The following is a 21906-nucleotide window of genomic DNA, read 5'->3' on the forward strand; positions in this document are numbered from 1 at the left end:
TAAGGCTAAGTTTTTACTAAAAATAGCAAAAATATTCCTATTCATAGAAATTGAAAGATTTATTCAACAGTCTTTTTAAAATTATTAGCTTTGATTGCTCTTAGTAAATTGACTTCACTTATTCTACCATCTGTGTCGCCATACTCGTGTTGAATCTGCTTAGCATCAATAGCAACTCTATTAAATGTAGCAATCTGGCAGAATGAAAATATCGCTGAGTTCATAGTTAACTATTCCTTATATTAAACTATATCTAAAACTTGTGAAACACCTATGTCCAATCGATAAGTCAACAATAACTGACTAATGGAATAAATAAAAAATAGAAACCTCATGGCTAGGCTATTTTTAAAAGGTTTTTATAAATTTAAAATACATTACAGAGTAAATATTTTCCAATAAGACGACCGTTTAAAATTAATACGCCTTATTTATTTTTGATAGATCTATTTATTAAAAAAATAAAATAAAAATATATATAATTAATTTCATAATAAAAAATTGCTCTTTTTCAAAATCAAAATATGTACTATAAAAAAGCTTTATTACTCATTATTCTTATCTATCCTCTATATTCTTTAGCTAATACTACTATTTACTACTGCCCTTCACCTCAAAACTTTAAAACCACCATTAAAGGCCTAACTGCGGAAACTAACTTCCATAATTTTAAATATAGCTGGGTTGCTAAAGATCAAATACCCACGCAATTCTCTGAATACCCACTAACATTTAAAGGCGCAGATATAGTCAACTGTAAAGATAAGATCTGTGATATAGAATGTTTCTACTACTCGAATATTGAAGCACATCTCATAACTGCAACTATGAAATCGACGCAAAATTTACATATTTATCAAGAACAAAACTCTTATTTAAAAAACTTTAATTGCCAATATACTGAGCATGTAGATTGCCCTTTTATTATAAATTATCACTAACAGTAGATATTTAAAGAAAGTCAAGAAATATATCTCTAAACTTTTTACTATAAACCATTCAAACCAACTCTTATGTAATCTATAATAGCGATGTAATTCAAAAGTTTAGTTGTCTGGATTATTAGTGGTTTAGCTACAATCTTGAGCCGATACTACTTAGAATAGGGAGTTTGGTGTTTTAACTAGAGAGCAAGCTTTGGTGCTTTGCACTGACAAAGAAGCCCAACGTTGAAACTATGACACCCACTTGATACCAAAAGGGATCAAGAACATTGAGCTAAAACGGTAATCTGGACAACTATTATTTATATTTAAAACATGTTGCTATGGATAAAATTCAAATTCGTAAACATTTACTAAATATTAGAAATAGCTTAGAAAATAAAGACTCTTTATCTAAAGAGATAAATCAAAAAGTTATTAATTACATACAAGAAACTTTTCAAAATCCAAAAATAGCTAGTTTTTTATCATTAAAAAATGAGATAAATACTACTCTTATAAATGATACTTTTAACAACATTTATTTACCAATAGTTCATCCGTTTATAAAACATGGATTATGGTTTACCAAAGACTCTAAACATTATTATTTAAATAAATATAAAATCAAAGAACCTTTCTATCAACCTCAAGATATAGTAGCAGCATGGGAGCTAGATATAATTATAGTTCCCATAGTTGGATTTACAAAAGATAAGTACAGAATGGGCATGGGCGGAGGCTTTTATGACTATTCATTAAGTTTTAAAAAGAATGAAAAATCACCTATAACCATAGGTATAGCCTTTGATGAACAGCAAAATGATGCTATTATCATTAATACATATGACATCAAGCTTGATACAATAATCACACCTACAAGGATTTTATGAAATGGATAGTATTACTGTAACAAATCAAATTAAAGAGTTAATACTGTCTAAAATAGATCCTCAAGCAAGCGTAGAAATAATTAATGAAACACATAAGCATATAAAGCATAGAGGATATACTGAAGGTAAATATAATTTTGTATTAAATATCTCTTCGCAAAAATTAAGTGCTATGAGAAAAATCTCATCACATAAAGAAATTTTTAAAGCTATTGATAACCTTATGCCATATATCCATGCATTATCAATAAAGATCAAACCGGAGTAGTTTGGCTATGTTTGATTTTATTTTACATTTTAATGAGTATATTAATTATTTTGTTAATAGTCTTGGAATATGGTTTTATATCTTATTATTTTTTATAATTTTTTGTGAAACTGGTTCTGTTTTAGGAATTTTCTTCCCTGGAGATTCTTTGTTATTTACAGTTGGTGTGACAGCTGCAGCAACTGGATTAAATATTCATCTAGCTGTATTAGCAATATTTTTAGGGGCAGTGGTTGGCGATAGCTGTAACTACATTACAGGTAAATTTATTGGTGAAAAAATTTTTTCAACTCATGCGAAAATTTTTAAAACTGCATACTTAATTAAAACAAAAGATTTCTTAAATAAACACGGCAACAAAGCTATTCTCTTTTCACGATTTATTGCGTTTGTTAGAACTATAACACCTTTTATTGCAGGTGTTAGCCGTATGAACTATTTCAAATTTGTTACCTTTGGTGCAATTTCAGCTATCATATGGTCATTTTCGATAACATATACTGTTTATTTCTTTAGTGATAACCCTTTTGTGAAAAAATACTTAAGCCTAATAATAATGCTTATAATCGCATTTGTTTTAATACAAATGGCTATTAAATCGTTCAAAAACAAAATTAAAGCAAAAAAGCCTTAACCTTTTAAAATTATTTTTTTATAATCTAACGACAATTCATTGAAAGGTCTCATCCGAATGGATACTATTACTGCACTATTACATATTGTATTACACCTAGATCAATTTATAAGCACTTATATAAATATCTTGGGTGATTGGACTTACTTATTACTTTTTGTAGTTATTTTTTGTGAGACAGGATTAGTTATAACACCTTTTTTACCAGGAGACTCTCTTTTATTTGCTCTAGGTCTTACAGGTGCTGCCACTACTCTTAATGTACACCTAGTAGCTCCTATCTTAGTTCTTGCTGCTGTATGTGGTGATTCTTGCAACTATTTTCTAGGAAGAATAATTGGTAAACGTATCTTTAAAGATGATGCAAAAATATTAAAAACAGCTCACTTAGAAAAAGCTGAAGATTTTTTCAATAAATATGGTCCTCTAGCTATAATTCTTGCGAGATTTACACCTATTGTTAGAACATTTATGCCTTTCACAGCAGGTATGGCACGTATGAAATATTCTAAATTTGTAATTATGGGTATTATCGGAGCCTTTATTTGGGTTTATCTAATTATTTACATAGCATTTTTCTTTAGTAACAATGCTTTTGTGAAAAAATACTTTGGCTTATTTATAATCTTAATAATAATTGTATCTTTGATACCGCCGACAATATCATTTATAAAAGCTCTTAAGAATAAATTACTAAATAAAAACTCATCTCCTTTTTAAATTTAGATAATCAACAAGCAACTCTCGTGATTTAAGCTTTTTACCTGCTAAAACATTATCTATACATATTCGTGTTACTCTAGAAATAATCTTTAAATCGCTTTCACTCCACATACTAAATGGCTGATTAATTTTCAAAAGACTAGCTCCCATTACAGTATTTGAAAGGATATCGAAAGATCTTTTAAAGCCATGAGGAATGATATAGTAATTATAATTTTCTTTAATGGGTAAATTCTCAACATCACAGTCGACATATATTCCTTGTCCTAAAGTATCTAAAAGCTCTAGTTCAAACATCCTTAATAAGTATCTGTAATTATTTTCATCAATATTCTTTAAGATAAATGCATATTTATCAAATAAAAGCTTCTCCTCATGAGAATAGCTCAACAACAAATAGATCAACTCATTAATGTACTGTAAAGATAATAGATTAATATATGAGTTTTGATAAAAAGATTCAATAAACTCAATATTATATATCTTATTAAGCCCCTCTTCTTTTTTAGCAAAACTAATTTGTCCTCTAAGCTTAACTAAAGGTTGATACAAATTAAGAGTTTTCTTACTAGTTCTAATAATAGCCGATAGCTTACCAAACTCTTGTGTAAATACACTTACTAGTAGAGCATTTTCTTTATACTTGCGCTGATGCAAGATATAGAAATTATATAACTGATCTCTCATTAATTTTCTCTACCAGCTCAACTATCTGTAAAGCATTTCTATACTTAACTTCAGGTAAATCAAAGTCTGCAACTAACTTTTCTAAACATATATCTTTAAGATCTTGTTTATCTTGTAACTTCATTTGCAAGAATTTAACCATAGCCATAATATAAGCATCACCAAAAACTCTATATGAGATCATATCATCAGAAATATATAACTCTACTGTCGAAAAACTATCTTTAACTTGATATTTTTGTTGCTCAGTTAATATATAACCATCTTCGATTTTTATTTTAGATAAAAGATCTTTTACTAATTTATTGTACATTTGCTTCACCTTGTGGAGATAATGCCCTTAAGAGCTCAACTTTTTGTTTGATATTTAATGCTGCTTGAATAACTTGCTCTTGAGTAGTTTGTAAGCCAAATGAAACTCTAATAGTTGATTCAGCCTCATCTGAAGTTAAACCTATTGCAGTTAAAACATGTGATGGTTCAACTGCTTGGGAGTTACATGCAGACCCCATAGATAAGCAAGTCCCTTCTAACATCGCTAACAAAGTCTCTCCTTTTACACCTAAGAATGAAATACTCAAAATACCTGGATAACTATTATCAAGATTTGTATTTATTTTAACATTGCCTATTTTATTTATAACTTTTAAAAATTGATCTTGCACTTCTTTTACATGCTTAATATTCTGCTCTTTTTTAGCAAACATCTCTTTACAAGCTGTTCCTAAAGCAAATATCTGGTAGTTTGCTAAAGTACCAGCCCTAAGATTAAACTCTTGTGCGCCACCGTGTATTTGTTTAACCAATTTAACTTTAGGTCGTTTAGATCTAACATACAAGAACCCAACTCCCTTAGGAGCATATAATTTATGTCCAGAAACAGATAGCAAATCAATATTCATATTTTTTATATTGATATCAATCTTGCCATAACCTTGAGCAGCATCAATATGAAAGATCACTCCTTTTTCTCTAGCAATTTTGCCAATTTCTGACAAATTATTTTTAGTTCCAAGCTCATTATTAACAGCCATTATGCTTATAAGTATTGTTTGCTGTGTTATTGATCTTTTTAACTGATCAAGATCAATCTCTCCAAATTTATTAACATCTAAATATGTAACACTAAACCCCTGTGTTTCGAGAAAAGCACATACATCTAATACTGCTTTATGTTCTGCTTTTGAGGTTATTATATGATTACCTTTACTTCCATAAGCAAAAGCTACTCCTTTTATCGCAAGATTATTAGATTCTGTAGCCCCAGATGTAAAAATTATTTCACGTGGTAAAACATCTAGTGTTTTTGCAATATCAAATCTTACTTGTTCAATCTTTGACTTAACAAGCTCTGCTGCTTCATATGTTGATGACCCTGAATTAAAAAAATCATTATCATCATTAATAGAACTTAACATAGCTTGCTTAACTTTAGGACTAAGTGGAGTTGTAGCAGCGTAATCCAAATAAATAAGACTCATTTAAAACTTAATTATTCTTTCATTTAATAGTCAATATTGCTATTATATCAAATAATTGCGTACATAGTACTTTAACAAAATCGCAACTAATATTAGGCATATGGTTAGAGATGGTAAATCTAATCAGTTTCATCATAAGAAATTTGCTTAAAATATAGCGATTTTAATAAAAACGACCATAACATAAGGTCAAAAGCGAGTTGACTCGTTAAAAGGTCAGCTGTGAATTACATTTATTGAAGGAATTAAGAATGAAAAGAATATTAATAAATAGCAAAAGTAGCGAAGAAACGAGGATTGCTACTTTAGATAACGGGAAACTTATAGATTTAGATATTGAGAATGTCGACAGAGAACAAAAAAAGGCCAATATTTATAAAGGATATATATCAAGAATCGAACCTAGCTTAAATGCTATTTTTGTAAACTATGGTGAAGAAAAAAATGGTTTCTTACCATTTAAAGAAGTTTCTGAGTATTATCTAAAAGATGTTCCTAATGGTGATAATATCGCGCCTTTACTATCTGAAGGTCAAGAATTAATCGTTCAAATAGACAAAGAAGAACGTGGCGATAAAGGAGCTGCTTTAACTACATTTATTACATTAGCTGGTTCATACATGGTATTACTACCAAACAACCCTAATGGTGGTGGTATTTCTCGTCGTGTTGAAGGTGATGATAGAGAGAAGTTAAAAAAATACTTAAAAGATCTAAATATACCTAAAAATATGAGTGTAATAGCAAGAACAGCTTGTGTTGAATGCTCATTTGAAGAATTAAAACATGACTTTGATACATTAGTTGAGCTATGGTCTTCTATTTCACAAACTTATCACAAGATTAAGAAACCTGCCCTTCTACATAAAGAAAGTGACATCATTGTAAGAACAGTTAGAGATCATTTAAAAGAAGATGTCAAAGAAATTATTGTTGACTCTAAAGAGTGTTTTGAAGATGTTAAAAGACAGCTCAATCTACTTAGACAAAGTTTTGATATAAATAAAGTTAAGTTCTATAATGAAGAGTTACCTTTATTTACTCAATTTGGTATAGATCAACAAATTGAAAATGCTTATAAAAGAGAAATTCGTTTACCATCCGGTGGATCTATAGTAATTGATACAACAGAAGCACTAGTAGCAATAGATGTAAACTCATCTAGAGCAAATAAAGCTGAAGATGTTGAAACTACAGCATTTAAAACAAACTTAGAAGCTGCTGAAGAAGTAGCTAGACAACTTAGAATCAGAGACTTAGGTGGTCTTGTTATTGTTGACTTTATAGATATGTCTTTCTATCCAAATAGAAAGCAAGTAGAAGAGAAGTTAATGGAGGCTTTACAACAAGATAAGGCTCGCATTCAAATGTCTCGTATTTCTAAACTTGGACTTGTTGAGATATCAAGACAACGTCTAAGCTCTTCTATAAACGAAAGTGTAATGCAAAAATGTCCTCGCTGTGAAGGTCATGGATTCATTAAAACAACTCAAGCAACAGCTCTTACAATCTTACGTAAAATTAGAGCTGAGGCGATGAAAGATGACACTAATGAAATTAGAGTCCAAGTTCCTGTAGATATAGCAGCATATATACTGAATGAAAAGAGAGATAGTATAGTTGATATCGAAAGAATTTCAGAAGTTAGAATAATGATTATCCCTAACTTCAATATGGAGTCTCCTAAATTTCAAATGCAAAGAATTTGGGGATCTAGCTACAAATCTAATCGTTCAAGCTCTGACCTAATTGAAGATGTCTATAATGTTGAGATTCCAAAAGCTGGAAAAAAGAATGTTGCTGCAGTAGATCTAAGTAAAGCTATAGATCAACAAGTTTCTGCTAAAGTAGAAAATAAAGCTACAAACACTGAGCATAATACAGACCAACAATCTAGTCAAAAAGAAGAGAGCTTAACTCCAATAACAGCTAAAGAACAAACTAATAAAAAAGGATTTTTCTCTAAATTAGTTAGCATTTTTTCAAGTAGCTCTGAGAAAAATACTGAAACTCCTAAACAAGAGTCAAAGCCAAACAACAAAAATAAAGCTAATGACTCTCAAAGGCAGCAAACAAACAACAAGCCTCAAAGAGATCAAAGAGATAATAATCAACGTAATAATCGTGATAACAACTCTAACGATCGTAATAATAAAAACAACAAAGGCCAAGATAACTCTCAAAGACCTCAGGCGAACAATAAGCCACAGAGAGATAATAATAAGCATAACGATCGTAATAATACTAATGATAATAGATCAAATGATCGTAATAAAAATAAAAGAAACAACGATAAATTTGACAAAAATTCAAATACTAAAAATAACAACCGAAGCAATAATATTAGTCTTAATAATGCTGAAGAAGTTATTGATATTACAAAAGTCAAATACAGTAATCAGATATCAAATAACAGCGTAGATAATATCAAAAAAGTTATTTCTAAAAACCCAGATGAATTTATCTCTGTAATGGTTAAAGATGTCTTGGAAAATTATAATAGCTTAAAAGATGATGGTGCGACAAAAATCAACACTGAAGAGAAAGTAAAAACTCAAAAATACTTAAAGTTTAATACTATATCCGTTGATAATGAAATAAATGCTATTATTGAAGCTAAAAAAGAAGCAGAAAGAGCTCTAAAAGAAGCTCAAGAAATTAAAGCTAAAGCTGAGCAAGAGAAAAAAGCTGCTGCTGTAGAAGAAAAAGTAATTACTATTGATGAGCAAGAACAAGCAACAGAAGAAGTAGTTGTTCAAAAAATAGAAAAACCAACTTCTAAAGCAGAAAATAAAGAAGCTAAGAAAAAGCCTGCTGATACTAAAGCATCATCTGCTAAAGAAAAAACTAGTGAGAAAAACACTAAAAAAGATAGTGAAAGAAAAGAAAAATCAGCTGAGAAAAAAGCTCAACCGACTCAACAACCAGAGTATATAAACTATTCTCCAGCAATAGATTTTGAATCTCAAGCACTAATCTAAGGCTTACTAATGTTACATTATCCTCACTTTAATCCAATTGCTTTAAAACTAGGACCTATCGAAATTCATTGGTATGGCTTAATGTACCTATTTGGAATTTTCGCTGGTTGGGCTCTGCTTAAATATAGAGCTAAAAGAAAACCATGGTCTCCTGTAAAGCCAGAACAGGTTGGAGATCTGGTCTTCTATGTTGCTTTAGGCGTTATACTGGGTGGTAGAATTGGTTATATCATCTTTTATAACTTACCATATTATTTCGACAATCCTTTACAGATGCTTTACATATGGGATGGTGGAATGTCGTTCCATGGTGGATTTATTGGTGTACTTATAGCATTTGCTTTATATGCAAGAAAAGTCGGTGCTAATTTCTTTGATCTAGGAGAGTTTGTAGCTCCAGTAGTACCAATAGGCCTTGGAGCAGGTAGAATAGGTAACTTTATAAATGGTGAGCTTTGGGGACGTGTTACAGATTCTCCTATCGGTATGGTTTTTCCAACAGGAGGTCCCTTACCAAGATACCCTTCCCAGCTATTTGAATTCTTCTTTGAAGGAGTTATTCTATTTACAGTATTATGGTTTGTAACTATGAAAAAACGTCCTCGTTACTTAGTCTTGGGCTTATTTATGCTTTTATATGGTTGTGCTAGATTTATTTGTGAATTCTTTAGACAACCAGACCCTCAATATGGTTATATCTTTTTTAACTGGATGACTATGGGGCAAATCCTATCTCTACCTATGATTATATTAGGTGCAATAATTTTAATTGCTCTATTTATCAAGACAAGAGGAAAAAACAAATGCGAGAATATCTAAGTTTTCTAAAATATATAAAAGAAAATGGCGCGACTAAAGGTGATAGAACTGGTACAGGTACTAAAAGTATTTTTGGTTATCAAATGCGTTTTGACCTTCAAAAAGGATTCCCTCTAGTTACTACGAAAAAAATCCATCTACCTAGCGTTGTTCATGAGTTACTATGGTTTTTAAGTGGTAGCACTAATGTAAAATATCTCAATGAGAATAAAGTTCGTATTTGGAATGAGTGGGCTACAGAAGACGGTGAACTAGGTCCTATCTATGGTAAGCAATGGCGTGATTTTAATAGTCAAGGAATTGATCAAATAGCTGAAGTTATCGACATGCTTAAAACAAATCCTAATTCTCGTAGGATTTTGGTTTCTGCATGGAATCCTTGTGTTGTACCATCTGAAAAAATATCTCCTCAAGAGAATGTTGCAATAGGTAATTCCGCCTTACCTCCATGTCATGCTATGTTTCAGTTTTATGTTGCAGATAACAAATTATCTTGCATGCTTACTCAAAGAAGCGCTGATGCTTTTCTTGGCGTACCATTCAATATTGCAAGCTACTCATTACTTACCCATATGATTGCTCAGCAATGTAATCTAGATGTAGGTGAATTTATTTGGTCTGGTGGAGATTGTCATATCTATAACAATCATATTGATCAAGTTATTGAACAACTTAGCCGTGAGCCATTAGCACTACCTAAATTAAAAATACTAAAAAAACCAGATTCCATCTTTGACTATAAGTATGAAGATTTTGAATTTAAAAATTACAAATACCATCCTGCTATTAAGGCAAAAATATCAATTTAAAGGACTAGTCTAAATGAGTCAATTATCTCTTAATAAAAAGAAAATTCCAATCCTTCTACTTGAAGGTATTCACTTAAATGCTTTAGAAGCATTTAAAGCCGCGGGATATGAAAACATCGAGCTGCTAAACACTGCTTTAGAAGGTCAAGATCTTATAGATAAGCTTAAAGATTTTAAAATAGTTGGGTTACGCTCACGTACACAACTAACTAAAGATGTTCTTGAACAGTCACAGCACCTTACTGCTATAGGGTGCTTCTGCATCGGTACAAACCAAGTAGATCTAAAAACAGCTCATGATTTAGGTATCCCTGTATTTAATGCTCCTTTTTCAAATACTCGTAGTGTTGCTGAGCTTGTATTAGCTGAAGCTATTTTACTAATTAGAAATGTTATTGATAAAAATGCTAAAGCCCACCGCGGACAATGGCTAAAATCTGCTGAGAATGCTAATGAGATTAGAGGTAAAACTCTAGGAATTATTGGCTATGGTCATATTGGCATGCAACTTAGTGTTTTAGCTGAAAGTATTGGTTTTAATGTAATATTTTACGATATTGAAGAAAAGCTTCCATTAGGAAATGCAGTACAGGTAAGTAGCTTAGATCATCTTCTAAAACAATCAGATGTAGTATCTTTACATGTACCTCAACTTCCAACAACTGCAAACATGATCTCAACTAAACAGTTTGATGCTATGAAAGAAAACTCTGTTTTAATAAATGCTTCGCGTGGAAATGTTGTTGATATTGATGCTTTAGTTAAAGTGCTAGAAAATGGTAAATTAAAAGGTGCTGCTATAGATGTTTTCCCAATAGAGCCATCTTCAAAAGGAGAAGTTTTCGAGAGTCCATTAAGAGATTTTGATAATGTCTTTCTAACTCCACATATTGGTGGAAGTACACTTGAGGCTCAAGAAAACATAGCTAATGAAGTTAGTGCAAAGCTTATTAAATATTCTGATAATGGCTCTACTTTAAATGCAGTAAACTTCCCAGAAATATCCCTACCAATACATACAGATACACATAGAATATTACATATCCATGAAAATATACCTGGTATGATGAATGAACTGAACAAAATATTAGCCTCTAAAAACATAAATGTTGAGGGGCAATATTTAAGAACTCTAGAGAATATTGGTTATGTAGTTATGGATATTCGCTCATCTTCAGATGAAGCTAGAGATCTTGTTGAAGAATTTAAAAAGATCAAAGCAACAATCAAAACTCGCTATTTAATATAAGGGTAACACTAATAACTAATGAGCATGCATCTTAATGCCCAAATTCACCACACCTGTGTTGTAAACCTTAGCAATAGGCATACTATTACTCTCAATTTTTGCCTCGCTGTGATAAATTTGATCTAGGTAATCCACATACACATAGTTTTCAGAGGTACCCTTAAATGTCTATAGATAAAACTCTTGTCTCAAATGAAATAAAAAAATTCTCGCCTTCACATATAATTATTGGTTACAGTGGTGGTATTGATTCAAGTGTTTTATTAAATATTGCTAAAGACCTAAATACCCCTATAATTGCTATTTATATAAATCATAATGTTCACCCAAATGCTTTAGAGTGGCAAACACACTGCCAAAAAACTTGTGATAAATATAATATTAAATTTATTAGCCACTCTCTAGAGCAAGTTCCAAAAGGTGAAAGTTTTGAAGCATGGGCAAGTAAACAGCGCATGAGTTTTTTTCAACAAGAAATGAAAAACTATTCAAATCCTCTACTACTACTAGGACATCATCTAGATGATCAAGCAGAAACATTTCTCATTCAGGCTATGCGCGGCTCCGGATTAGCTGGATTAGCTGGGATACCCTATTATAAGAAGCTAAATATTGGTGCGATTTTACGTCCACTGCTTAATTACAAAAAATCAGATACTGAGGCATTTGCTCAGCAAAATAATATCGACTATATTTATGATGATAGTAATCTAGATATAAAATATCGTCGCAATCTAATTCGTAATGAAGTGATTCCCATTCTACAACAAGTAAATCCAAATATTAGTGAAACTCTCTCTCGTAGTGCTAATATATGTGGACAAAGTAATAATATATTAAATAAGTTAATAACCGAAAAACTAGATCAAATATCTCAAAATGACAATATCACCATATCTAAACTTATCAGCCTAGATAATGATATACAAAAAAGTATTATTCATTTTTGGTTTAAAAAAATTACATCTCAAAGTCTTAAAAATAAACAAGTGCAAGATATTTATTTAGGAGTCAATAATGCTTCTACTGGCTGGAAGATTAATATTAATCCGCTATATGATATATCAATTGAATATGATCAACTTTTGATAAAGGATGTATTAAAGCCTACTACATTTTCAGCAAAGCATACTGAGATATTAAAATGGTTAAAAACTCAAACTAATAAAGATTACGACTTAAATAAACTAACTATTAGAGATAGACAATCTGATGATAAGTGTAAATATCCAGGTAGAAACAAAGCCAACAAACTAAAAGTATTATTCCAAGAGCTTAAAATTCCTGCATTAGAGCGATCAAATACTAAAATCATTTTATATAATGAAAAAATAGTGGCTGTGTACCCTTTTTTTATATGTCCTGATTAAAAATTAATCCAATTACCGTCTTTTTCTTCTCCAGTTACCTATAATAATTGACACGATTATTAAAAGCATGGCTAATGTCTGAGTAAGATTGATAGTTTCATTTAAGAATAACCAAGATATAACTAAGGTAAAAATTGGCATCAGTGCTGTCATCATTCCTGTTGTTGAAGCCTCTAAAAACTCACTTCCTTTAGTCCAAAATAAATAAAATAAACCAGATACTATACCTAATAATAGGATAATCCAATATTGAAGACTAGTAAGGTTTTGCAAAGTATCGTAATGAGTAAAAAACATAAAAGGTGCAACAAAAATCGCATTAATAATATTAACCAAAAGAGCATTACTTAATGGCTTAATATTTAATGGCATAACTTTCACAAGTACGTAATACATTGCTTCTGGCACCATTGCAACAAATATAATAAAATCCCCTAATAAATTTAATGTTGTAATCTTAGGTTGAATCATTCCATTAATATTAATAATAATTAGACCTAATATCGCTAAACCAACACAAATAATTTTTAAAGGCGTTAATCGTACGCCTAATATAAAAAACATTAGCACAAGTATCATTGCCGGTAATGTACTTGTTATAACTCCTGCCATACTAGCAGAAGTAAACTGAACACCTGCTAACATAATTAGGTTAAATAAAGCGCCACCACCTAATGCTTGACCAACCAATACTAGCCATTGTTTTTTATTTAAAGATTTTATTGCTATTATCTCAGCTTTTTTCTTTTTCTTATTTAGAAAGAGAAATACAACTATAAGAAATAATGCTCCTATAATAAACCTAGACTCAACTAGAACTAAAATAGGAGTAGTTTCAATAATATATTTAGAACCTGTAATATTTATTCCTGTAACTAGCTGTGCTAATAAAACAAAAATAACAGCTATTAGTATATTAATTCTAGTGTGGTTTTGCTGTATTTCCATTAATATTATTCCATATTTATAATTAACTCGTCCAAATTAAAATCTCTTTTCAATTTCAAGCTAAGTATAAACTATTTACTCAAAAACCATATCTAAATCCTAGCATTTTATACTTGTTAATTAATATATAAATAATCTAAATCTTATAAGCTACGACTATTTTTTTATAATAAGATTATTTTAATTTTTTAATAAAAAATGCCACAACAAACCACAATAATACTGTTACAAATATTACAAATATAATATGCATAAATAGTCCTTGAAACAATTCTGCTTGACTAATTAAATCAAGCGTTTTTGAACTACTGTTTCCAAGTGAAGCAAAATCAGCAACCTTAGCACCGATAAATCCAGCTATACTTCCTGTAAAAAGCATATATGTGGCTGCTAAAAACCCAGTATGCTTTTTATCTTTGATTGATGTAATCTCAGATAATGCTATTGGATCGATAAATAATTCTGATACTCCCAAACAAGCTAATGCGATTATAACAATCAATGCTGAAGTTGTACCATCTACACTTGCATTTTTTGCTGCCATAAAGAACAAAATAAAACATAATAATTGGAAAATAAAACCAAAAGAAAATTTAATCATTCTACCAAAATCATTATCTAGCGACTTCACTCTCTTCCATATCCACGCAACAACTAAACCTCCAAATAAGATGGATAATGAGTTCATTGAGGTAAACATACTTGCTGGTATATCTATACCAAGTAAATATGTATCAACATTTCTATGAATAAATACTTCTACTGAAGTATAAAGTTGCTCATCAAACATCCAAAACACTATACCAAAAATAAAAAATGGTACCAAAATAAGCAATGATTTTCTTGTAGAAGAATCTACTTTGAATAAAATTGCAATAAAGTAGACCACTGTAATAGCAGTAACAACTGCTAACAAATAGCCATCCCATAATAAACTCAATGAAAAATAGCTAGCAAATAGTACAACTAAAATGCTTAAAATTATAATCGATGATTGCAATGTTTTTGATGTAGAGTTTTCAGGAATAACATCTGGAATATGTTTAGATCCTGATATAAAAATAATCAAACCTAAAATCATTCCAATACCAGCAATACCAAAGCCATAATGCCAGCCATAATAATATGCTGCCAATCCACAAAGTGCTGGAGCTATTATTCCACCAAGATTTCCACCCAAATATAATAGTGTAAATGCAGAATCTTTTTTTGGATCATCTGCAGTATACTGCTGACCTAACAAACAAGATACATTACTTTTAAAAAACCCATACCCACAAACAATAAACGCCATACCATAAAAAAGCATACTATCCCCACCAAAACCTAAAATAAGGTGGCCTATAGACATAAGACTTGCCCCATAAATTACTGCTTTTTTATAACCTAAAATTTTATCTGCAGCTACGCCTCCTACTATTGGTGATAGATAAACCAAAGTAACATATGCTCCTGCAATAGCATATGATTTTGTATCTCCAAGTTTAAGAAAATCAATTAGATATAAAATAAGCAAAGTTCTCATTCCATAAAAACTAAAATATTCCCATATATATATTGCAATAATATACCAGAGCGCCTTAGGGTGTTTTTGCGTTGAAATATCTACCATTTACTACTTATAATATTCATTTTGCTTATCAAATATAATATAGTAATATCAAAATATAACTAGTATCTGATAAGAAAATTTATGCTACCATTAGTATTAAATATATTTAAATTTAAAGGTCTTTGATGAAAAGTTTATCTAAAAAACTATTTACAGGTATACTAATCTCTTTAATACTTTTATCCCAATCCTTAGCTTGCACAGCTATAACATTAGTAAATAAAAAAGGAGATGTTGTCTCTGGAAGAACTATGGAATGGGCATTAAATTGGAACTGGCAACTAATTTATATTCCTAAAGGTACCCAGCATTATCTTACAGCTCCTAGTAATATTGATCTTCCAAAACAAGAATATAAATCTAAATACTCTGTCTTAGCAACAGGATTATCAAAAGACGGACAAACTCTTGTAATAGATGGTCAAAATAGCCAAGGACTTAGCCTTAGTGCTAACTATTTACCAGGATTTACAAAGTACCAAACAGTAAATAAAAATGATCCCAAATATGCCTCTATAATTGAATCTACAACTCTGATATTAAGTCAATACTCTAATGTAAATGAAGTAAGACAAGCTTTAGAAAAATACAAAATATGGTCTGATAAGAGCATAATGATTGATGGCATATCTCCAGAAGTACACTTCCTAATCACAGATAAAAATGGTGCTGGATTAGTAGTAGAATATATAGATGGAAAAGCTAAATTCTATAATGTTAATTCAAATGTTAAAGTAATGACAAACGCTCCAACTTATGATTGGCAATTACTTAATTTAAAAAATTATTTATCATTAGATAATAGAACTCCAACCAACCTTAAAATTAGTGATGCAATAAATACTGATAAACATCAAAGAACTGTCCAAGATATAAGTGGTTTCTTAGGTGGTGGATTACTTGGAATTCCTGGTGATTACTCTCCTCCATCAAGATTCGTTAGAGTAGCAGCTATTGGATATTATGCAAATAATAAAGCTCCTGAAAATGATGCAGATTTAGTATCAAAAGTTACTCATATTTTACATAATGTGGATATTCCTAAGGGTGTTGTTGCTGATGAGTTACAAGGTAAGAAAATGTTTGACCATACTGCCTATGTTGTAATTAAAGATCTAAATGACAATAAGCTTTACATTTCAACATATAATCACCCTAATAATCCTGTAGTTGTTGATCTAAATACTTTAGATAAAGACAATTCTAAAGGCTTTGATATAATCTTAGAAAAGCTTCCTTTCCCAAATAATGATATTACAAATAAATTAGTTGAAATAAATAAAAACTAACTCTATAAAGTTCGATAATTAATCTACTTTTTCTCTGCTAATAATTTATTATAGACTTCCTGAATACCTTGGGCTTCATTTTGAATTTTATATTTAGCATTTATTAGCTCATAACCATTTTGAGACATTTGTTCTCTCAAATTATTATTGGTTATAAGTACTTCAAGTTTTTCTGCAATTTGTTGGCTAGATTGAGTATCTACTAAATAACCATTCTCACCATCTGTAATTATTTCAGGCCAAGCTCCTGCTTTTGTAGCTATAACTGCACATTTTGACGCCATAGCCTCTAAAGCAGGTAATCCAAAACCTTCTTTATGACTAGCACAAACAACCACATCTAAAGCTCTATACCAATCAGGAATTTCATTAGAATCACTTATAAAACCTGTGAAAGTTATTCTATCTTCTAAACTAGCTTCTTTTACTTTTTTCTCTAAACTTTCTTTAAACTCTTGATCGCTAGGTGTTGCCTCACCAATAACTACAGCACTCCAGTTTGGATATTTTTTTAGAACTTGTGTTACAGCATCAATAAATTCTTTTGAACCTTTTGATTTTCTAATTCGACCAAAAATTCCTATACTATATTGGCCTACTAGATTTTTTTCCTTTCTAATTTGATTTTTATCTTTTGCTGGATAAAAAACTTCAGTATTAACACCATGAGGAACAATATATGGAGTTTTCTCAAGATATGATGCTGATATCTTAGATGGACAAATAACAGCACTCATTCTATTTATATAAAATCTTGTAAGCTTCTTATGATGACGCTGTGCCACAGAAGTAAAAACTAAAATTATTTTATAACCAAAAATATACTTAAGTATTATACCAACTAGCATATCAATATTTCTACGTGCATGCCAAATGCGCCATTTATCACGCCAACATCCAAATAGAAAATCTCTAAATCTAATAGTCTTGATATCTTTAGCTTCAATATTAAAGCCCATCGCAGCAATATCAACTAACTTATTCTGCTCTGGCATAACAGCCAGCATACTAGCATTAATGCCAGAAAAACGACGCCCTAGTGATAGTGCTATAACGTCAATATTCTTAATATTTTTAGTTTTCACAATATAATTATAATAAAAGATTTTATACCTATGATACTAAAACAAACGAATAATATTTACAAGTTCTCATTTATTTTCAGAGCTATTGTAGAATATAGCTAAAAGCTAACAGTCTTAATTTACTATATTTTCTCTTATTACCCCATACTTACTGGATATTGTTATATGTAATAAATGCTGGGTTGATATATTTATATTATTTTTTTGATTTTTCATAACCAATAACTCTAGATACTATTCTACTTGCCAATAGAGGTCTTAAAATACAAGACTTTAAAGCAAATAACCTCGCTTTTTTAACATCTTTAATAAGATACAAATAATCTACAATAAAAAACTCTTTTTTGCGTAAATAATATCTAGATTTAGGTAAGTTGTTATTCTTTATATAACACCTGGCATTAAACCAACATATTGGATAGCTTTTGGCCAACTCACGACCTGCATATAATTCTTTGCGATAGCCCTTATATGAACTTTTAGCAAACTCTTGATCATTTCGATCAATAATAGATTTATCACGATATTCTAATAACTCAAAACTCAAGTTACTAACATTATGTATACCTGATCTAATTTCAGAAGTTGCAGGTTTATTACAACAAATATTAATAGCTTTACCTAGCAAACCAGGGCCTGTAAGACATAGAGGATCATTCCCATAATATCCTTTTTGAGAATTACTTACTATCATTTCAATGACTTGTTTAAAAAATGGATGCTTAGGTTTAGCACAGAGAAAGGCTTGATATATATAGCCATTAAATTCGTAATATTTATCATGTTTATCTTTAATTGATAAAAATTCTGTATCCTGAGTAATAATATTATTAAGGGGTTGTAAAGGTACTATTTTTATATCTGTATATACACCTCCGTATACATAAAGAGCACAATATCTAAACAAATCAGCTTTATATGCTTTAGGGAGTAAATTGTTATATGCATCAATTACTTCTTGATCAAAGTTAGATTCTATAAATTCTATACATTCCTTATCATCATATAACCTAAGCTCCCATTCCGGATTTTTTTCTATCCATAACTGGATATTATCATACATGTCATTGCTTAGTTGATGAGAGTTCCATGTCATAAAAATTTTTTTAGGTATATAACTATCATTGCTAAAGTTCGATTTTGGCAAATAAGATTGGAAGTGTTTCATTTATTACATCCTTTCTATCTCAATAATAATTTATTATTAGATAATGATTATTTAGTTTTATTAAAAATTTTCTTTAATATCTTTACTATCTTAACAAAGTATACATAACGCAAAGTATATGTAAATTTATTCTTTAAAAAGTACTTTTTCTTTGATTTAGTTTTATGTGACTTAATATAAGCTCTATTAATAAACCAACATGCATTATAGCGTCTCGCTAATTCAAAACCACTATGTAACTCTTTGCGATAGTCACTATACCTATCCAAAATAAGTTGTTTGTCATTCTTATCAACAATAGCACTATCACCATGTTTTAACAACTCAAAATTAAAATCATTAATACAATGTATACCTAATCCAATCTTAGAAGTTTTAGATCTATTACAACAAATATTTATAGCTCTACCCAATAAACCTGGGCCTGTAGGACATAAAGGATCATTACCATAATAACCAGTTTGAGAATTTTCAACTATCATTTTAATAGCTTGCTTAAAAAACTGATGTTTAGGTTTAGCACAGAGAAAAGCTTGAAATATATAGCCATCAAATTCAAATCTATCAAACAGCCTATCTTTAGCTGATAAGAAATCAATACCTTTTGTAATAATTTCAGAAAGTGGCTCTAAAGGTACCATTTTAACATCTGTGTATACCCCTCCATATATGTAGAGTAAACAATATCTAAATAAATCTGCCTTATATGCAGTAGGAAATAGATTATTATATGTATCAACTACATCTTGATCAAAATTAGATTCTATAAACTCTATACATTCGTGATCATCATATAAATGAAGTTCCCAATCTGGGTTTTTTTCTATCCATAGTTGAATATTATTATACATAGTGTCGCTTAACTCATGCGAGCGCCATGTCATGAAGATTTTCTTAGGTATATTACCCTCTTCTATTACAGAGTTGTTTTTTGGTAAGTAAGATTTAAAATATTTCATACACTATAATTCCTTATAAAATTATTTCCTCTGATTATGAAGAATCTTGGCTATATATATAGATAAAATACTGAAGATTGTAGCCGTAAATGATTGATATGACATTCCTCTATCAAACAAGCATAACACAAGAAACCCTAGTAGTAGTACTCTCATACAACTGCTATCATACTGATCAAGCTTTTTTGACCCATAAAATAGAAATATGAAAAACAATATTTCCAGTGCGCCAGCTAATATACCTGCTTTAAAAGTGTAATATAAGAAATCATCATGAGGATGATCATATGGCATATCCGAAAGATTTGAAAAAACTCTATTACTTTTTTGAATATTTGGACTTTTTTGGACAACCTGTTCTACACATTTCCCAAAATCAATAGTATGCTCAGCTATAGGACAACCTAGCAAGAAAACTTTCAAATCAGATTTTAAAACTATTACCGAAGTCGTATAAAATAGCAACCTAATTCCTGTAGATGTATTTTCTAATTCATTACGCTGGCTAGTAGAATAATTATTAGAGAAAAAATCATTTAAATTAGTAACCATAGGTGTAATTCGATCGCGCAGTACGTTTGAATCTTTGTATACAGTTGTAAATGCTGTCAGTAATACGCCAAAACTAATTAATAATATTAATAAAACTTTTTTTATATTTAATTGATTATATTTAACAACCTTTTTTATCAGAAGTATAAAATAATAGATAAATGCAACTGCTCCTATTATGTACCCCATTTTGCTAGTATTAATAAATAAAGTTGTAAAAATTAAAATAGATACAATAATAAAAGCAATCACTCTGAAAACAATTTTATTTTTACTAACATCTAAAGCCTTTACTGCTAAAAAAAAAGCACAAAAAGGTAATAAAATAGCAAATATGAACTGTTGGCCTGCAATTTCATCCATATTTTGTATAACGTAATTTTGCCCATCTAAGAGATATACAAAAAATAATAGAAACCTAAATGTAGCGATAGATACTACTATAAAGGCTAATGTATATAGCAAATAATTAGCATACCTAATATTCTTAGATAACATATGACTAGATCCATATAGGAATATTAGAAGTATCATTGGATTAGCAAAATATATTAAATCTTTAAAATATAAACCAGTTTTATTTACAACCATCAAATAGATTAGATTGAAGCAAATAAGGATTCCCATTCCTAACAATGGCCAAAAAAATTTATTTTTCTTAAAGTCTATTAAGGAAAAATCTTTGTTTAATAAATATGTAGCTATTACACCAACCCATCCAATAGATATAAATGCTTGCAAGTGTCCAGCGACTCCTACAAACATAAAAATAATAAATATGAAATTTAATTTTATAAGAACATCAGATGATACTTTCATGTATTAAAAACCAGTATATAATATTTAAAACATTATACATAAAACTTATACTTTTTTCGTTTTAATCTACTTTTAGCTAACATATAATTCTTTCAAAAACTTAAAAATCTCTTTAAAAGACTTTCTCGGCTTGTTTTTTTCTACTTCTTTATGATGATTTCTAATCAACTGTCTTAACTTTTGAATATCTAATTCAGGAAACTCCTGTATTAGTTTTTCAATGGTTTCATTTGTTTTATCAGGATCTAAAAGATTATCTCTAATATTCTCTAATCTTTGAAACTGTAAATTCGCTTGTTTATCTTTATTTACAAGAATATCATAAGCCTTGTGGATCTCATCAACATTATCTGCTTTTCGTAAAAGCTTACCTATAAACTGAATTTGTCTTTTTAAAGCTATCTTTTGTAGATTTTTTGCTGAGATAATATTAGCTTTCAAACTATCTGATATTGGTAGTTTATCTAACTGTTGGTTATTAAGTTCTATAAGAGATCTACCGAAGTCTGTCAACTCCAAAGCATCTTTTTTTATTGTTGTTTTACTTTTTACAGCTTTATAATGAGAGTTTTCTTCCTCTCTCTCTAAACGTTCTATTTCATCAAGATCAATAACTTTGCTCATAGGTTCTATTTAA

The 21906-nt window shown here is 29.9% G+C and carries 21 protein-coding genes, 1 other RNA gene and 1 pseudogene; 12 read left to right on the plus strand and 11 right to left on the minus strand.

The genetic code is table 11. The annotated features are described in order from the left end of the window. Nucleotides 1-59: 59 nt before the first annotated feature. Nucleotides 60-224, minus strand: coding sequence for a hypothetical protein (locus tag R8535_RS04655; RefSeq protein ID WP_329496953.1), 165 nt, complete (start codon nucleotides 222-224; stop codon nucleotides 60-62). Nucleotides 225-524: 300 nt separating this feature from the next. On the opposite strand from R8535_RS04655, the gene R8535_RS04660 reads away from it, so the two are divergent. The 6 genes from R8535_RS04660 (at nucleotide 525) to R8535_RS04685 (ending at nucleotide 3438) form a co-directional block, all read left to right on the plus strand. Continuing rightward, a complete protein-coding gene (locus R8535_RS04660) occupies nucleotides 525-941 on the plus strand; it encodes a hypothetical protein (RefSeq protein WP_329496955.1) in 417 nt (138 codons plus the stop codon). A gap of 107 nt (nucleotides 942-1048) precedes the next feature. After that, a non-coding RNA gene (ssrS, locus tag R8535_RS04665) (6S RNA) lies at nucleotides 1049-1242 on the plus strand. Between the two features lie 25 nt (nucleotides 1243-1267). Continuing rightward, nucleotides 1268-1816 carry a 5-formyltetrahydrofolate cyclo-ligase gene (locus R8535_RS04670; RefSeq protein WP_329496957.1) on the plus strand — a complete coding sequence of 183 codons (549 nt, stop codon included), beginning with the start codon at nucleotides 1268-1270 and terminating at the stop codon, nucleotides 1814-1816. A gap of 1 nt (nucleotide 1817) precedes the next feature. Continuing rightward, nucleotides 1818-2084 carry a BolA/IbaG family iron-sulfur metabolism protein gene (locus R8535_RS04675; RefSeq protein ID WP_329496959.1) on the plus strand — a complete coding sequence of 89 codons (267 nt, stop codon included), beginning with the start codon at nucleotides 1818-1820 and terminating at the stop codon, nucleotides 2082-2084. 7 nt (nucleotides 2085-2091) lie between these two features. Then, a complete protein-coding gene (locus R8535_RS04680) occupies nucleotides 2092-2718 on the plus strand; it encodes a VTT domain-containing protein (RefSeq protein WP_329496961.1) in 627 nt (208 codons plus the stop codon). 57 nt (nucleotides 2719-2775) lie between these two features. Next, the gene (locus R8535_RS04685) at nucleotides 2776-3438 is read left to right on the plus strand and encodes a VTT domain-containing protein (protein ID WP_329496963.1); all 663 of its coding nucleotides are present in this window, start codon (nucleotides 2776-2778) and stop codon (nucleotides 3436-3438) included. On the opposite strand, the gene recO is transcribed toward R8535_RS04685, so the two are convergent. The 3 genes from recO to R8535_RS04700 are packed head-to-tail and all read right to left on the minus strand — an operon-like array spanning nucleotide 3424 to nucleotide 5609. Next, nucleotides 3424-4128 carry a DNA repair protein RecO gene (gene recO / locus R8535_RS04690; protein ID WP_329496965.1) on the minus strand — a complete coding sequence of 235 codons (705 nt, stop codon included), beginning with the start codon at nucleotides 4126-4128 and terminating at the stop codon, nucleotides 3424-3426. The genes R8535_RS04685 and recO overlap by 15 nt on opposite strands. After that, nucleotides 4109-4441, minus strand: a complete 333-nt coding sequence (locus R8535_RS04695) for a hypothetical protein (protein ID WP_329496967.1) — start codon at nucleotides 4439-4441, stop codon at nucleotides 4109-4111. The genes recO and R8535_RS04695 overlap by 20 nt, the downstream gene beginning before the upstream one ends. Next, the gene (locus R8535_RS04700) at nucleotides 4431-5609 is read right to left on the minus strand and encodes a cysteine desulfurase family protein (protein ID WP_329496968.1); all 1179 of its coding nucleotides are present in this window, start codon (nucleotides 5607-5609) and stop codon (nucleotides 4431-4433) included. Before R8535_RS04700 ends, R8535_RS04695 begins: the two co-directional genes overlap by 11 nt. A gap of 251 nt (nucleotides 5610-5860) precedes the next feature. On the opposite strand from R8535_RS04700, the pseudogene R8535_RS04705 reads away from it, so the two are divergent. From R8535_RS04705 to tilS, 5 genes and pseudogenes are all read left to right on the plus strand, one after another. Next, nucleotides 5861-8210, plus strand: a pseudogene (locus R8535_RS04705) (Rne/Rng family ribonuclease); the annotation flags it as partial. 389 nt (nucleotides 8211-8599) lie between these two features. Beyond that, nucleotides 8600-9409 carry a prolipoprotein diacylglyceryl transferase gene (gene lgt / locus R8535_RS04710; RefSeq protein ID WP_329496972.1) on the plus strand — a complete coding sequence of 270 codons (810 nt, stop codon included), beginning with the start codon at nucleotides 8600-8602 and terminating at the stop codon, nucleotides 9407-9409. Continuing rightward, nucleotides 9394-10218: a thymidylate synthase gene (locus tag R8535_RS04715; protein ID WP_329496974.1), complete on the plus strand. Its 825-nt coding sequence runs from the start codon at nucleotides 9394-9396 to the stop codon at nucleotides 10216-10218. Before lgt ends, R8535_RS04715 begins: the two co-directional genes overlap by 16 nt. A 13-nt stretch (nucleotides 10219-10231) precedes the next feature. Beyond that, nucleotides 10232-11467 (plus strand): phosphoglycerate dehydrogenase, encoded by a 1236-nt coding sequence (serA, locus tag R8535_RS04720; protein ID WP_329496976.1) that lies wholly within the window; start codon nucleotides 10232-10234, stop codon nucleotides 11465-11467. Between the two features lie 164 nt (nucleotides 11468-11631). Further along, the gene (gene tilS / locus R8535_RS04725) at nucleotides 11632-12837 is read left to right on the plus strand and encodes a tRNA lysidine(34) synthetase TilS (protein WP_329496978.1); all 1206 of its coding nucleotides are present in this window, start codon (nucleotides 11632-11634) and stop codon (nucleotides 12835-12837) included. A gap of 12 nt (nucleotides 12838-12849) precedes the next feature. Here the strand turns inward: tilS and R8535_RS04730 are convergent, their stop codons facing one another. Then, complete coding sequence (locus R8535_RS04730) at nucleotides 12850-13785, minus strand: DMT family transporter (RefSeq protein ID WP_329496980.1); 936 nt, start codon at nucleotides 13783-13785, stop codon at nucleotides 12850-12852. Between the two features lie 175 nt (nucleotides 13786-13960). Next, on the minus strand, nucleotides 13961-15397 hold the full coding sequence (locus R8535_RS04735) for a peptide MFS transporter (protein ID WP_329496981.1): 1437 nt from the start codon (nucleotides 15395-15397) through the stop codon (nucleotides 13961-13963). Between the two features lie 125 nt (nucleotides 15398-15522). On the opposite strand from R8535_RS04735, the gene R8535_RS04740 reads away from it, so the two are divergent. Then, nucleotides 15523-16686, plus strand: a complete 1164-nt coding sequence (locus tag R8535_RS04740) for a linear amide C-N hydrolase (protein WP_329496983.1) — start codon at nucleotides 15523-15525, stop codon at nucleotides 16684-16686. A 23-nt stretch (nucleotides 16687-16709) separates the two neighbouring features. On the opposite strand, the gene R8535_RS04745 is transcribed toward R8535_RS04740, so the two are convergent. From R8535_RS04745 to yjgA, 5 genes are all read right to left on the minus strand, one after another. Further along, nucleotides 16710-17771 carry a glycosyltransferase family 4 protein gene (locus R8535_RS04745; RefSeq protein ID WP_329496985.1) on the minus strand — a complete coding sequence of 354 codons (1062 nt, stop codon included), beginning with the start codon at nucleotides 17769-17771 and terminating at the stop codon, nucleotides 16710-16712. A 196-nt stretch (nucleotides 17772-17967) separates the two neighbouring features. Next, entirely contained in the window at nucleotides 17968-18939 is a 972-nt protein-coding gene (locus tag R8535_RS04750) for a glycosyltransferase family 32 protein (protein ID WP_329496987.1), read from the minus strand. A 47-nt stretch (nucleotides 18940-18986) separates the two neighbouring features. After that, nucleotides 18987-19898, minus strand: coding sequence for a glycosyltransferase family 32 protein (locus R8535_RS04755; protein WP_329496989.1), 912 nt, complete (start codon nucleotides 19896-19898; stop codon nucleotides 18987-18989). A gap of 21 nt (nucleotides 19899-19919) precedes the next feature. Further along, nucleotides 19920-21269, minus strand: a complete 1350-nt coding sequence (locus R8535_RS04760; protein ID WP_329496990.1) for an O-antigen ligase family protein — start codon at nucleotides 21267-21269, stop codon at nucleotides 19920-19922. Nucleotides 21270-21341: 72 nt separating this feature from the next. Further along, nucleotides 21342-21893, minus strand: a complete 552-nt coding sequence (gene yjgA, locus R8535_RS04765) for a ribosome biogenesis factor YjgA (RefSeq protein ID WP_329496992.1) — start codon at nucleotides 21891-21893, stop codon at nucleotides 21342-21344. Between the last annotated feature and the right edge of the window lie 13 nt (nucleotides 21894-21906).

Source organism: Francisella sp. 19S2-4 (assembly GCF_036281795.1).
In the GTDB taxonomy this organism is placed as follows: Bacteria; Pseudomonadota; Gammaproteobacteria; order Francisellales; family Francisellaceae; genus Francisella.